Below are 13,228 nucleotides of genomic sequence, written 5' to 3'. Positions count from 1 at the left end.
TGGCCCGCAGGGCCGGATGAGGGGCTGCGCCGGTGTTCGGCGATCTGCCAAACACCGAACTGCTCCAGCTTCCCTGGCCGGTAAGCCTCACAGCAGCCCCGACGCCCGCGCCGCCGCCGTCGCCTCGCCGCGCGAGACGGCCTCCAGCTTCTCCAGCACCGCCGAGACGTGGTGATCGACCGTCTTCGGCGAGATGGTCAGATGCGCCGCGATCTTCTTGTTGGAGAAGCCGCGCTCGATCAGTTGCAGCACCTCCATCTGGCGTTGCGTGAGGCCCGCTTGATTGGCGCGCGTCGCCTGCCTTGGCCCTCTCGCGATATGGCTGACGCCGCTTTGCCGCATCATGCCGCGCACATGCTGCGCCACCGGCCTTGCGCCAAGCGCTTCAAGAATGTCGAGCGCCTCGCGCAGCGCCGCCTCGTTGCCTTGCAGCAAGGCGAGCGCGCGCTCGAAGGGAGCGTCCGTCCCTGCCCAGAACGCCGCGGCGCCGCGCCAGTCTCCGGCAAGCAGAAGGCGATGCGGCTCGGCCATGCCAATGGTCTCGCCGGGATCGCTGTCGGGCGACAGCAATTGCCGCCAGATCGCCAATTCGCCGAACACCGCCCGCGTCGGCGACTGGCTTTCGGCGAGGTCGATCAGGCGGAGCGCCTCGTCCGGATCGCCTTGCCCGAGCCATGCGAGCTCCGCCATCACCGCCGCGTAAGGCACCAGCCGCTGCAGCTCCATGCCCTTGTCCAGGAAGCTTGTCATCTCGTCCAGCACCGGCTCGGCCGATGGATCACCCCGCCTGATGCGCAGCCTTGCCAGCGCCACCAGCGAGGGGTAGCGCACCAGCGCGGTCGCTGCCTCGTCGTCGATGACGTCATGCGCTATCGCCGCCGCGTCGTTCCACAGGCCGCGCCGCAGCAGCAACTGCGCCTGAACGCCGCGCATGTAGTCGCGCCAGGTCGCCAGATCGTTCTCGACGCAATAGGCGATGCCGCGTTCGAGGAAGGCTTCCGCCTCGTCGAAGCTGAGCCGGTTCATCTCGACGCAGGCGCAATTGGTGAAGGCGCGGGCCGCATGCTCCTGGAAATTCCCCGCAAGGGCGATTCCCAGGCTGCGGGCGAGATCGCGTCGCCCTTTGGCGAAATCCAGCCATTGCCCGGCGGCGCCGACATTGTTGAGTGCGTGACACAGGATGTCCGGCCGGTTCAGCCGCTCCGCCAGCGCGATCGCCTTGCCACCCAGCGAAAGCGTCTCGTCGAGCCTTTCGGCCAGCATCGCCAGTTGGGAAAGGTTCGAGTAAGCCATGGCAAGCTCGGGACTGTCGGGCGCCGTTTCCAGAAGCTCGACGGCCTGCGACCCGAACCGGTCCGCCGCCTCGCGGTCGCCGAGCAGGTAGGCGAAGCGTGACAGGCATCTGAGGCTGTCGCCTTCCTTCAGCCTGTCGCCCAACGCTTGCTGCAGCCGGCGCGCCTCACGCTGCGCCTCCATGGCCGCGTTGATGCGGCCGATGAGATGGCATTCGAAGGCATGGCCTTCGTGCAGCGCGGCCCGGCTTTCCATCGGCAGGCCATCGCAATACCGCAGGGCGACCTCGTAATGGCCGGCGGCATCGCGATGCGCGCCGACGCGGGAAGCCTCGCGCGCGGCAAGCGGCGCAAGCTCGCGCACCGCCTCCAGGTTCTGCGCCTCCACCGCGTGATGCACCAGCCTTGCGGTGGCCACATCGGGGTTTTCCTGCAGTGCTGTCAGCGCGCGCTGGTTGTACTCGCGCCGTCGGCTCGGCGTCAGCGCCATCTCGATGGCCCGGCGAGCGATCTCGTGCCGGAAGGCGTAGCCGTCGCCGAAATCCTCGAGCAGGCCTTGGCTGACGCATTCGGCGAGCTGACCGGCGGCGGCGATCCCGCACAGGCCCTGCAGTGCCCAGGCGTCGGCGCGGCGCGGAAACACGGACACCGCGTCGAGCATCGAGCGGGCGCCGGGCGACAGCCGCTCCGCCCGGGCCAGCACCGCGTCGCGTACGCTGGCCGGCAGCGCGCTGTCGCTTTCGGCGGCAAGCAGTTCGGCGACGAAGAAGGCATTGCCGGCGGTGGCCCGGTAGATCGCTTCGCCCTCGCGACCGGCCTGTTCCGCGAGCGACAACACGGCGGCCTCACTGAGCAGCGGCACCTCGATACGCGTGACATTGCTGGCCGGGATCTCGCCGAGCGCCCGGCGCACGCGCATCTGCCCCTCGCTGCGGTCGGTGCGCGCCGTGACCAGAAGCAAAATGTGGGTGTTTGCAATGCGCCGGCCGAGGAAGCGGACGAAATCGAGCGTAGCGTCATCCGCCCAATGCAGGTCCTCGATGACGAGCAGGCTCGGACCCTTCGCCTCGAAGACGTCGAGCGCATCGGAAAACAGCGGCAGCCGCTGCCCCTGCCGGGCGTCGATCGCCCGCGGCAATTCCCATTGCGCCTCGCGGGCGAGGTCGTAGAGCGGCCCGAGCGGATCCGGGATCGACAGGTCCTCGCAGGCGCTGCGAAGCAGCGTCACGCCTTGCCCGACATGACCGACGAAGGCCTCGACCAGCGCCGTCTTGCCGGCGCCGGCCTCGCCTGACAGCGCCGCGACGCGGCCGCGGCCCTGCATCGCATCCGCCACAAGGGCCTCCAGTTGCCGCAGTTGCGTCTGCCTTTCCAGAAGCATTCTCGTTTCTCTCGCAAAGTCAGGATTTCACCGCGGCGGGTGCCGCCTCGATAGTCCGGATGAGCGCGCCATAATGTGACCTTCCACACATTATGGTGCCTCTCTCCACAAATAACGCCCCTAATGTGGGGAATCGTCCCGCCCAATATGGGGAAAGGTTCCGATGCGCGGCTTTTGCGAGCGTGGTTTTAGTGCGGCCGCGCTCGAACCGAGCGTGATTCAATCACCAAAGGAAAACCAATCATGCCTCGCTATCTGGTTGAACGGACATTTCCCGATGGGCTCAACGTGCCGATGAACGATGCCGGCGCGACGGCCATGGGCGGCGTCATCGCCCGCAACGCCGAAAAGGGCGTGACCTGGGTGCAGTCCTTCGTCTCGCCCGACAAGTCGAAGAGCTTCTGCATCTACGACGCCCCCTCGCCCGAGGCGATCCGCAGCACCGCGCAGAAGAATTCGCTTCCCGTCGACAAGATCACGGAGGTGCGGGTCCTCGACCCCTACTTTTATCGCTGATCAAGCGGACGATGCGCTTCAGATCATCCCTGCCGGTGGCGGACCTGATGGCGTGCCGGACGGCGAGGGAGTATCCGCCCCGGCGCATATCCTCGCGCCACGGCGCGGCATCATCCAGCGGGCCGTGGCGGCGCTGCTTTCGCCTCTGCGAAACCGGCGCCGCCGATTGCCCCCGCGGGACGATTATCTGAGACGCGATATCGGCCTCGAGGAGCGCGAGATGCCGCGCGAATACTGGGAATATTGGTGGCATCACCGTTGATGCAGCCCCTTCCCTTCTCTCCGTCTCTAAGGGGAGAAGGGAGCACTCCACCCACCCTTTCTTAAGGTGTTTCGGATAGACGGGACCGCTGGAAAGAGGCGGAAAACGGAGAGTATTCGGGGTGCGCTTTTCCGCGGCGACGACTGCCGGGCGGTTCCTGCCGCAGCGCTTAGCGCTGCGCATGCGGCCGTTGCTTGGCCGCATCGATGCCGTGCTGTTCACCGCCGACGAACGCGGCGAAGCCGGCCGCATGTCGCTGATCGCCTTTTCCATCCGCATCGTCAGCGCCGTCATCGCCTTCATCAGCCAGGTGCTGATGGCGCGCTGGATGGGCTCGTTCGAATACGGCATCTTCGTGCTGGTCTGGGTGACGATGGTCATCGTCGGCAACCTTGCCTGCCTCGGCTTCCACACCTCGGTCATCCGCTTCATTCCCGAATATCGCGAGCGCGGCATGCTCGCCGAGCTGCGCGGCATCGTGCTCGCGAGCCGCCTGTTCGTGCTGGTCGCCTCGACGGTGATTGCGGCCCTCGGCGCCCTCGGCGTCTGGCTCGCCTCGCCCTGGATCGAGAACTACTATGTCGTTCCCTTCATCCTCGGCGTCATCTGCCTGCCGATGATCGCGATGGGCGATCTTCTGCAGGGGCTGGCCCGCGCCAATTCATGGGCGCTGTTCGCGCTGTCGCCGACCTATCTCGTGCGGCCGGTGCTGATCCTGGTGTTCATGGCGCTTATGCTCGCCCTGAACTACGCCCCGGACGCCAAGACCGCGATCTTCGCCTCGATCGCCGCCACCTATGTGACGACGCTCGGCCAGTTGATAGGCGTCACCTCACGCATGGACAAGAAGATCCCGGCCGGCCCGACGACCGTGCATTTCGGCCAGTGGTTCCTCGTCTCGCTGCCGATCTTCCTGGTCGAGAGCTTTTTCTTCCTGCTCACCAATGCCGACGTGCTGATGGTCGGCGCCTATCTCGACCCCAATGACGTCGCAATCTATTTCGCTACCGTGAAGACGCTGGCGCTGGTGCATTTCGTCTATTTCGCCGTCAAGGCGGGCGTCGCCCAGCGCTACGCGCAGTTCACCCATGGCGAGCCGGAACGGCTTGCCGCCTTCGCTCGCGAGACGGTCTCCTGGACTTTCTGGCCGTCGCTGGCGATGGCGCTGCTGGTGCTGGCGCTCGGCAAGCCGATGCTGGTGCTGTTCGGCCCGGAATTCACCGCCGGCTATCCGCTGCTTTTCCTGCTCGTCTTCGGCGTCGTCGCGCGCGGCGCCGTCGGCCCCTGCGAAAGCCTGCTCACCATGAGCGGCAACCAGAACATCTGCGCCGCCGTCTATGCCATGACGCTTGCCCTGAACATCGGCCTCAACGTGATGCTGATCCCGCATTTCGGCCTCTGGGGCGCGGCGGTCGCCACCAGCCTCGCCATGATCTTCGAGGCCAGCGCGCTGTCTTTCACCGTCTGGCGCAAGCTCGGCATCGTCATGGCGATTTTCGTGCCTGCAAAGAAGGAAGTCGCCTGATGGCCGCCGTTCCGTTGCTCGAGGAGACCAGCGGCGGCCCGGCCGGCGCCATGGTGTCGGGCCTTGCGGGCCTCGCCAGGGAGGCGGACCCTGCCCATATCGAGCTGTTCGCCAACAACAGGCCGGAGCGCAGGCTCGCGATCTATCCGGCCTCCGCAGGCTTCGATCTCGTCGAGGAGCTCGATTATCTCAGCGCCCGCGCGATCGAACCCAACGTGTTCTTCAACCCCCGCTTCCTGGCCCCCGCCATGCCGAGGCTCGAGGACCGCGAGGTGCGGCTGGCTGTCATCCGCGACGGCGACGAGTTCCGCAACCGGCTGCGGCTTCTGGTGCCGTTCTCGGTCGAGCGGCCGGCGATCCCGCTCGGCGTCCCGGTCATGCGCACATGGTCGAGCCCGTTCGGCCCGCTCGGCGCGCCGCTGGTCGATCGCGACGACCCGGTCGGCGTCATCGAGGATTTCTTCTCGATGCTGTCGAGGCCGCATCTCAAGCTGCCGAAGGTCTTTGTGCTGCCCGACATGAGGCTGGACGGCCCGGTGGCGAGCCTGCTCACCTCCTTTGCCGACAGCCGCGGCCTGACCCTGGTCGTCACCGGCAAGGCCGAGCGCCCGGTGCTGGAGAGCGATGCCGATGGCGACGACTATCTCAAGGCATCGCTGCGCTCGCATCACTATCGCGAATTCCGCCGCCTGAAGCGGCGTCTTGCCGACCTTGGCAGGCTCGAGCATGTCGTGGCGCGCGGGCCGGACGAGATCCGCCACGCCATCGAGAGCTTCCTGACTCTGGAGGCCGCGGGCTGGAAGGGCCGCGAGCGCACCGCCATGGCGATCGACCGCTACCGCGCCGCCTTCGCCCGCGAGGCCGTGCACCGGCTGGCAGAGCACGACATGTGCCGCATCCATTCGTTGAAGCTCGACGGCCGCACCATCGCCTGCCTGGTGGTCTTCGTCGAGGCGGGCGTCGCCTACACCTGGAAAACCGCCTATGACGAGGCGCTCTCAGCCTATTCGCCGGGCACGCTTCTGATGATCGAGGTGACGAAACAGCACCTCGACGACCCCAACATCGTCATGACCGATTCCTGCGCGGTGCCCGACCATCCGGTGATGAGCCGGCTGTGGAGCGAGCGCAAGCCGATGGGCACGCTGGTCGTGGGTCTGACGCCGGACGCCGACCGCCTCGCCCGCCAGGCAGCCTCGCAATTGCACCTCTATCGCGAGACCCGCAACATGGCGCGCATCCTGCGCAACCGCATGCGGAGCCTCTTGAAAAGGCGCTAGATGGAGAGCGCTGCACAGGCTATGGCATGCGGCGGGCCGATCCGGTCCGCCTTCCTCGAAAAGCAATCCAGATGATCAGAACCTTCCTGCGCCATGTCGGTCCGCCAATCACGCTGCTTGGCCTGCTGCTCGCCCCACTGCCGACAACCGCCTTCGCAGGCTCCTGCCCCGAGGATTGCAGCGAGCCTCCGCCGCCGCCCGTCAACATCTACAGCCATACCACCGCCGGCCATCTCGACGCCGCCACGGCCGGCGCGCTGCCGCGCGTCTATGTGCCGAACCGCTCCTCGAACAGCGTCTCTGTGATCGACATGGTGACGCTCAAGGAGGTCGAAAGGTTCCCGGTCGGCAGCAAGCCGCAGCATGTCGTTCCCTCCTGGGACCTGAAGACGCTCTGGGTGGCCAACAACGGCACCGGCAAGAACGGCAGCCTGACGCCGATCGACCCGACGACCGCCAAACCCGGCAAGCAGGTGCAGGTCGACGACCCCTACAACATGTATTTCATGCCGGACGGCAGCGCCGCCATCATCGTCGACGAGGCGCTGAGGCAGCTCGACCTGCGCGATCCGCGGACCATGGCCCTGAAATCGATCATCCCGGCGCCGACCTGCCCCGGCATCAACCACGCCGATTTCTCGGCCGACAATTCCTATGCGATCTTCACCTGCGAGTATGGCGACGGCGGGCTGGCAAAGATCGACCTGAAGAACCAGAAGGTGCTCGGCCATCTCGACCTGTCGAAGATGGGCATGCCGCAGGACATAAGGCTGTCGCCCGACGGCAAGATCTTCTACGTCGCCGACATGATGAATGACGGCGTCTTCCTCATCGACGGCGACAGCTTCAAGGAGATCGGCTTCGTCGCGACGGGCATAGGCGCGCATGGCTTCGTCGTCAGCCGCGACGGCAAGCGGCTCTACGTCTCGAACCGCGGCTCGCACAAGATGGAGCAGGGCCGCGCCGACGGGCCGGGCAGCGTGACGGTGATCGACTTCGCCACGCGCTCGGTCGTCGCCCAATGGCCGATCCCCGAAGGCGGCAGCCCCGACATGGGCAATGTCAGCGCCGACGGCAAGCAGCTCTGGCTCTCGGGCCGCTTCGACAGCGAGGTCTACATGATCGACACGGCGAGCGGCGCCGTGACCAAGATCCGCGTTGGTGTGGAACCGCATGGCCTCACCGTCTGGCCGCAACCCGGGCGGTATTCGCAGGGGCATACGGGGAATATGCGGTAGCGTGCTCGGGACCTTGCACCCCCTCCTGCCCACACTTGTTCCCGCTCTGGAGCTGCGGAATGTTGGTGAACCGCTCGTCTCCGTTCATGATTCGGTGGTTTAGCCAAATGGAATTGATGGCTGCTCATGCTGAGGCCGAGACCACACGAGCGATCTTCTCCCGCAGCCATCGATGCGCAGCATCGCGGTCGTACGAGGCATGCCAGAGCATCGACACCTGGAAGCTCGGCAGGTCAAACGGCAGGTTGCTGGTCGCCAATTGGAACTGCTGCACGAAGCTCTGAGCCAGCGCTGCCGGCAGGGTCGCAATCGCGCCCACCGGCCGCAGAAGGTGGGGAATGGCAAGGAAATGCGGCGTGGACAGTAACACGCGTCGGCGTTGCCCAAGCAGTGCTAGTGCATCGTCGACGACGCCGCGAGGATCCTCCCGCGACGACGCCAGCACATGCGGCAGCGATACGTATTCGTTCAGGGTGATCGGTGCGGACACCTGAACCAAGTCCGGCGGATAAAGGCACAGGTAGCCTTCAAGATATAAGACGCGCCGCTTGTGGGTCGTATCTCCTTCCGTAAACACGCCGATACCGAGGTCGAGTTCGCCTCGGTCCAGCAAGTCGAGCACCGCAAAGCGGTCTGTTGAACGCACCTGCACCGCGATGCCGGGCGCCTCCGCAGCAAGCGCGCCCAACAGGCGCGGCAGCAGCGTGCTTTCCAGGCTGTCGGGGACAGCAATACGGAAGCGGCGCTCCGCCGTAGCAGGCTCGAAGCCCGGTTGTTCGAGGACGATCGCCGCCACGCCGGTCAGCACCGCGCGTACCGGTGTGGCCAGAGCCAGCGCCTTCGGGGTCGGACGCATTCCATCGGCACTGCGCACCAGCAGTTCGTCACGAAACAACGCACGCAGGCGCGCGAGGTTGTAACTCATCGCCGACTGTCCCAGTCCCACCCGCGCCGCGGCGCGTGTCACGCTCCTCTCCGACAGCAACGCGTCAAGCGCCACCAAGAGGTTGAGGTCGAGCCGAGCGAGATTAGCGTGATCGATTCCCATAAGGAGTGTCATCGATTGGGCAAATGAGCGCTCCGCGTTTATCTCGGGGACATGGAGCGCGCAAGTCTTGCCCTACCGCTCGAGACGAGGATCAGATCATGAAAGTAGTTGAGGTGACCGCCTACGGCGAATCGGACGTGCTGGCTCTGGTCGACAGAACCGAACCGACTCCGGCTTCCGACCAAGTCATCATCGCCAACCACTATGCTGGCGTGAACTTCATCGACATTGCCATGCGGCGCGGCTGGTATCCCTTTCCGGCCGTGCCCACTCCTTTTGTGCCCGGCACCGAGGGCGCGGGCATGGTTGTGGCGATCGGTTCGTCAGTCCGGGATTTCAAGATCGGCGATCGCGTCGCCTATATGCAAAACGAGAGCGCCGGTCTTGAGCGCGCCTATAGCGAGCTTATCGCAATCGAGGCTGACAAAGTCGTGCCGCTCCCCGACGACATCTCATTTGAGATAGCGGCTGCTATGACTGCGCAAGGCATGACGACGCACTATATGCTCAATGAGATCAGGCCCGTGCGGCCGGGCACGACGGTGTTGGTTCACGCTGCCGCTGGTGGGATGGGTCGCAACCTCGTGCAGTGGGCGAAGCACCTTGGCGCCACCGTGATCGGCACCTGCAGCACCAGCAAGGTCGACGTGGTCAAGAGGCTCGGCGCCGACTACGTCATTGACTACACCAGGGACGATTTTGTCGCGATCGGCCGTGACGTCACCAACGGTAGAGGCGTCGATCTCATCATCGATGGCATCGGCAAAACGACGTTGGCCGGCGATCTCGAACTCGTCGCGACGCGCGGGAATATTGTCACCTATGGACTTGTCAGCGGCGAAGCCGATCCGGTCAACGTCCACCACCTGATCCATAGGTCGCGCGCGATCCACGGGTGCGATCTCTTCGACTACATCGCCGATCCAAAGGAGCGGCGCATGCGTGCTGCGGCCGTCTGGCAGGCGATCCGCGAAGGTTGGCTTACGCCGCAGATCTCGGGCGTCTATTCGCTTGAGAACGCCGCCGCGGCGCAGGACCAGCTCATTGACAGAAGCAACGTCGGCAAGATCGTCATCGAGATCGGCTCCGTGTGAGGCAAATCGCAAAGCCGCCGTGATGAGCACGCCTGCAAACTGCAACGCCGCCGCAGGCGCTCGGGCTTTCGATCGGCGTGTCCGGTTGCTAACGGTGGGGAAACTTTGCCATCGGCACCGACGCCTTCGTGGTCTCGGGCATCCTGCCAGCTATCGCGGCGGACCTTCGGGGTGGATTGGAGCGAAGGATGGTGCCCCTAGCCGGGATCGAACCAGCACTCCTTGCGGAACTCGATTTTGAGTCGAGCGCGTCTACCAATTCCGCCATAGGGGCTCAGGCCGGGCGGCCTGGATGGGCGCGGACTATACGGTTGGACGGGCTTTCGTCAACTGGCCTGTTGCGGATTTGACAAACCCGCCGGTGCCCCTGCCACAGCTTTTCGGTTTCATGGTGGCGCCGCCATTGTGCGGCGCGGAAAATCTTTCTAGACAGACGGCGTACCTGCGCCGAAACCCTTGCTGCGGCGCTTTGGGTCCTTGTCTTCCTGCCTGTCGTCGCCCAAAAACCGCAAGCGCCTCGGGGTGGCATTCATTAGGAGAGCCGATGCTTCGCGGACTTTACGACTGGACCCTGTCGCTGGCGGCGCGCAAATCCGCCGAATGGTGGCTGGCCTTCATCGCTTTCGTCGAAAGCTCTGTCTTCCTTGTGCCGGCCGACGTGCTCTATCTGCCGATGGCGCTGTCGCGGCCCGACCGCGCCTATCGTTACGCGCTGATCGCAACGGTCGCCTCGGTGCTGGGCGGCATCGCCGGCTGGTTCATCGGCCACTATGCCTATGAGGCGGTCGCCAAGCCGATCCTTGAATTCTATGGCAAGTATGACGAGTTCGAGCAGTTGCGCCTCTCATCCGGCGTCGGCTTCATTATCCTGATGCTGGTTACCTCAGGCGCCGCGCATTTGCCGCCGATCAAGGTGGTGACGATCCTGTCCGGCGTCATCGGCGTCAACCTCATGCTCTTCATCGGGCTTGCCATCGTGGCGCGCGGCGCCCGTTTCCTGCTGCTTGCCTGGCTGCTGCGCCGCTACGGCGAGTCGATCAAGGAGTTCATCGAAAAGCGCCTGGGTATGATCGTCAGCGCCGGCGCCGCTGCCCTTATTTTGCTCTATATCGCGGTCAGATACGCCCACGGATAAAGCCAAGCGAACGGACCCTTCGATGACAGCGACCATGAATGCCGACACCGGACGCCAGCGGACCCGCGCGGCGCTGTTTCTCGCCGTCGCCATGGCTGCGACCGTCGGCTCGGCGCTCGCCTTCCAGTACATAGGCGGCTATATCCCCTGCCATCTCTGCCTGGAGCAGCGCACCCCTTACTACATCGGCGCGCCGCTGATGCTGGTGGCGGTGATTGCTTCAATGCTGCGCGCGCCGGCCTGGGTGACGCGCGCCCTGCTGGTGATCGGCGGCCTGCTGATGCTCTACGGCCTCTATCTCGGCGTTTACCATTCCGGCGTCGAATGGGCCTGGTGGCCGGGTCCTGCCGACTGCACGGCCGGCGCCGGCCCGGTCGACACCGGTGGCAAAGGCGTGCTCGACGCGCTCGACAAATTCGTGCCGCCCTCCTGCGACAAGGCCGCGCTTCGCATCCTCGGCCTGTCGCTCGCCGGCTGGAACGCCATCGCCAGCCTTATCCTGGCCGCCGTCGCCTTCCGCAGCGCGCTCTCGCGCGACTGAGCCAATTCGATCGAGCGACGCCACGCAGAGTTCGAGCAAGAATTCGGCAGGCTGAGTCGGATGGCGCAGCTTTCGACGTCCGAGCCAGATCGACCCCCACTCCGTCTCGGCTTCGCCGAGCCACCTCTCCCCCGATCGACGGGGTAGAGGAAGGGCGCGAGCCTATTCTAGCCAGCGCTCCTCCAAAGGCTCCCTTCCTCTCCCTCCGAAGGGGGGAGAGGTGGCGCTGCGAAGCAGCGACGGAGTGGGGGAAGCCGGTCGTTAAACGCGAAGCCGCTGATAAGTGAACACGCCGAACTGGTCCGATATCTGGGAGTGTCAGACAATCGCGGCCTGGCAAGTCCATGAGCACCGGCCCACGCCGGCCGTAGCCCTTAACCACCACGACCACCTCCCACTGGTGCTTCGACCGGCGAAGGCCGGAAGCGCAGAAAGCTGCGCCAGGCGGCCAGCATGGCGGATTTGTGCCGAACTCTACGGTTCGAGTTCGACATCCCAGTACAGATAATCCATCCAGCTTTCATGCAGATGGTTGGGCGGGAACAGGCGGCCGTTGTTGTGCAGGTCGTGCACCGTCGGCTGATAGGGCTTCTGCAGCGGCCACATCTTGGCCTGCGCCGGCATCATGCCGCCTTTCCTGAGGTTGCAGGGCGAGCAGGCGGCGACGACATTCTCCCAAGTCGTCGCCCCGCCGCGATGGCGCGGGATGACATGGTCGAAGGTGAGATCCTCGGGGGTGCCGCAATACTGGCACTGGAAGCGGTCGCGCAGGAAGACGTTGAAGCGGGTGAAGGCCGGATGCCGCGACGGCTTCACATAGGCCTTCAGGCTCACCACGCTCGGCAGCTTCATCGAGAAGGTCGGCGAGGAGACCGCGTGCTCGTATTCGGCGACGATGTTGACCCGGTCGAGGAAGACGGCCTTGATGGCGTCCTGCCACGACCAGAGCGACAGGGGATAATAGCTGAGCGGACGGTAGTCCGCATTCAGCACCAGCGCTGGAAGCCCATCCGGAGATACGGCAACCGTCACGTTGTTGGCCTCCTTGGTTCAGCGCATGACCCCGAAAATCGTATGATTTTCGGAAAGGATCATGCGCCGCTTCAAAAGTCCTACAGCGTTTTAGCACATCCAACCGGATGCGCGGCGCTGTAGCCGAACGGCGCGGATACTGTAAGCCCGACATGACAGGGATGTGAAGCGGATTGTCATTCGGCGAAACCGTCAAAAACGCATGATTTTCATGCTTTTTTGGCCATTTCGACAGGGGGCGCCGCGTCCCTGCCCTTCAATTCGCGGTAGTAGGCCCAGAAAAGCCGCGACGCGACCCCTCGCCACGGGCTCCATGATTCGGCCAGCCGAATCAGTGTTTTCTCCGGCGGACGGGGGTCGATGCCGAGCGCATGGCCGACCGCCGTCTGCAGCGCGACATCGCGCGCGGGGAAGACATCGGGATGGCCGGCGGCGAAAAGCAGATAGCACTCCGCCGTCCAGGGACCGATGCCGGGCACGGCCGTCATCGCCGCGACCGCCTCGCCGGCGTCGAGCGAACAGAGATGGTGAAGATCGAGCCCGCCGGCCACGGCTTCCGCGGCGGCGATCAGCCCGCGCTGCTTCGGCCGCGACAAGCCGGCCTCTCTGAAAATGTCCTCGCCGGCTGCGAGAATCCCTTCCGGCGTCAGCGGATCGACCAATCTGGTCAGCCGGCCGAAGATGGCATCCGCGCTGGCGCGGGACACCTGCTGCGAAACGACGATCGAGGCGAGGCTCCCGAATCCGGGCTCCGAGAGCCTCAGCGGTACCTCGCCCGCCATATCGCGCACCTTGTCCAGCCGCGGATCGATGAGGCAGAGCGCGTCGAGCCCTGCCGCAATGTCGTCGAGCGAGGCGATGCGTTGCACGTTTTGTTTGTTCCC

General features: G+C 65.1%; 11 protein-coding genes and 1 tRNA gene. 7 read left to right on the top strand and 5 right to left on the bottom strand.

Features of this window, described 5'->3' with window-relative positions; all coding sequences use genetic code 11:
* Positions 1–87 precede the first annotated feature (87 nt).
* Positions 88–2,673 carry a LuxR family transcriptional regulator gene (locus EJ070_RS13115; protein WP_126091743.1) on the bottom strand — a complete coding sequence of 862 codons (2,586 nt, stop codon included), beginning with the start codon at positions 2,671–2,673 and terminating at the stop codon, positions 88–90.
* 243 nt (positions 2,674–2,916) lie between these two features.
* Here EJ070_RS13115 and EJ070_RS13110 point away from each other — a divergent pair, with 243 nt between their 5' ends.
* The 4 genes from EJ070_RS13110 (at position 2,917) to EJ070_RS13095 (ending at position 7,494) form a co-directional block, all read left to right on the top strand.
* A complete protein-coding gene (locus EJ070_RS13110; RefSeq protein ID WP_126091742.1) occupies positions 2,917–3,189 on the top strand; it encodes a DUF4242 domain-containing protein in 273 nt (90 codons plus the stop codon).
* Positions 3,190–3,572: 383 nt separating this feature from the next.
* Positions 3,573–4,976 carry a lipopolysaccharide biosynthesis protein gene (locus EJ070_RS13105; RefSeq protein ID WP_126091741.1) on the top strand — a complete coding sequence of 468 codons (1,404 nt, stop codon included), beginning with the start codon at positions 3,573–3,575 and terminating at the stop codon, positions 4,974–4,976.
* Positions 4,976–6,256: a GNAT family N-acetyltransferase gene (locus tag EJ070_RS13100; protein WP_126091740.1), complete on the top strand. Its 1,281-nt coding sequence runs from the start codon at positions 4,976–4,978 to the stop codon at positions 6,254–6,256. The genes EJ070_RS13105 and EJ070_RS13100 overlap by 1 nt, the downstream gene beginning before the upstream one ends.
* A 71-nt stretch (positions 6,257–6,327) precedes the next feature.
* Complete coding sequence (locus tag EJ070_RS13095) at positions 6,328–7,494, top strand: YncE family protein (RefSeq protein ID WP_126091739.1); 1,167 nt, start codon at positions 6,328–6,330, stop codon at positions 7,492–7,494.
* A gap of 124 nt (positions 7,495–7,618) precedes the next feature.
* Here the strand turns inward: EJ070_RS13095 and EJ070_RS13090 are convergent, their stop codons facing one another.
* Positions 7,619–8,542, bottom strand: a complete 924-nt coding sequence (locus EJ070_RS13090) for a LysR family transcriptional regulator (RefSeq protein WP_126091738.1) — start codon at positions 8,540–8,542, stop codon at positions 7,619–7,621.
* A gap of 23 nt (positions 8,543–8,565) precedes the next feature.
* Between EJ070_RS13090 and EJ070_RS13085 the strand changes: the two genes are divergently transcribed.
* Complete coding sequence (locus tag EJ070_RS13085; protein ID WP_210211977.1) at positions 8,566–9,636, top strand: quinone oxidoreductase; 1,071 nt, start codon at positions 8,566–8,568, stop codon at positions 9,634–9,636.
* 189 nt (positions 9,637–9,825) lie between these two features.
* Here the strand turns inward: EJ070_RS13085 and EJ070_RS13080 are convergent.
* Positions 9,826–9,910 (bottom strand) — tRNA-Leu (locus EJ070_RS13080).
* Positions 9,911–10,180: 270 nt separating this feature from the next.
* On the opposite strand from EJ070_RS13080, the gene EJ070_RS13075 reads away from it, so the two are divergent.
* Both EJ070_RS13075 and EJ070_RS13070 read left to right on the top strand, forming a co-directional pair.
* On the top strand, positions 10,181–10,771 hold the full coding sequence (locus tag EJ070_RS13075) for a YqaA family protein (protein ID WP_126091737.1): 591 nt from the start codon (positions 10,181–10,183) through the stop codon (positions 10,769–10,771).
* 22 nt (positions 10,772–10,793) lie between these two features.
* Entirely contained in the window at positions 10,794–11,312 is a 519-nt protein-coding gene (locus EJ070_RS13070) for a disulfide bond formation protein B (RefSeq protein WP_126091736.1), read from the top strand.
* Between the two features lie 474 nt (positions 11,313–11,786).
* On the opposite strand, the gene EJ070_RS13065 is transcribed toward EJ070_RS13070, so the two are convergent.
* Complete coding sequence (locus EJ070_RS13065) at positions 11,787–12,344, bottom strand: HNH endonuclease (protein ID WP_027167440.1); 558 nt, start codon at positions 12,342–12,344, stop codon at positions 11,787–11,789.
* A 209-nt stretch (positions 12,345–12,553) separates the two neighbouring features.
* On the bottom strand, positions 12,554–13,213 hold the full coding sequence (locus EJ070_RS13060; RefSeq protein ID WP_126091735.1) for a DNA-3-methyladenine glycosylase: 660 nt from the start codon (positions 13,211–13,213) through the stop codon (positions 12,554–12,556).
* Positions 13,214–13,228: the final 15 nt, after the last annotated feature.

This window comes from Mesorhizobium sp. M1E.F.Ca.ET.045.02.1.1, assembly GCF_003952485.1.
Lineage (GTDB): Bacteria > Pseudomonadota > Alphaproteobacteria > Rhizobiales > Rhizobiaceae > Mesorhizobium.
The sequence above is the reverse complement of the archived record's forward strand: the minus strand, read 5'-3'. Positions and strand labels throughout refer to the sequence as shown.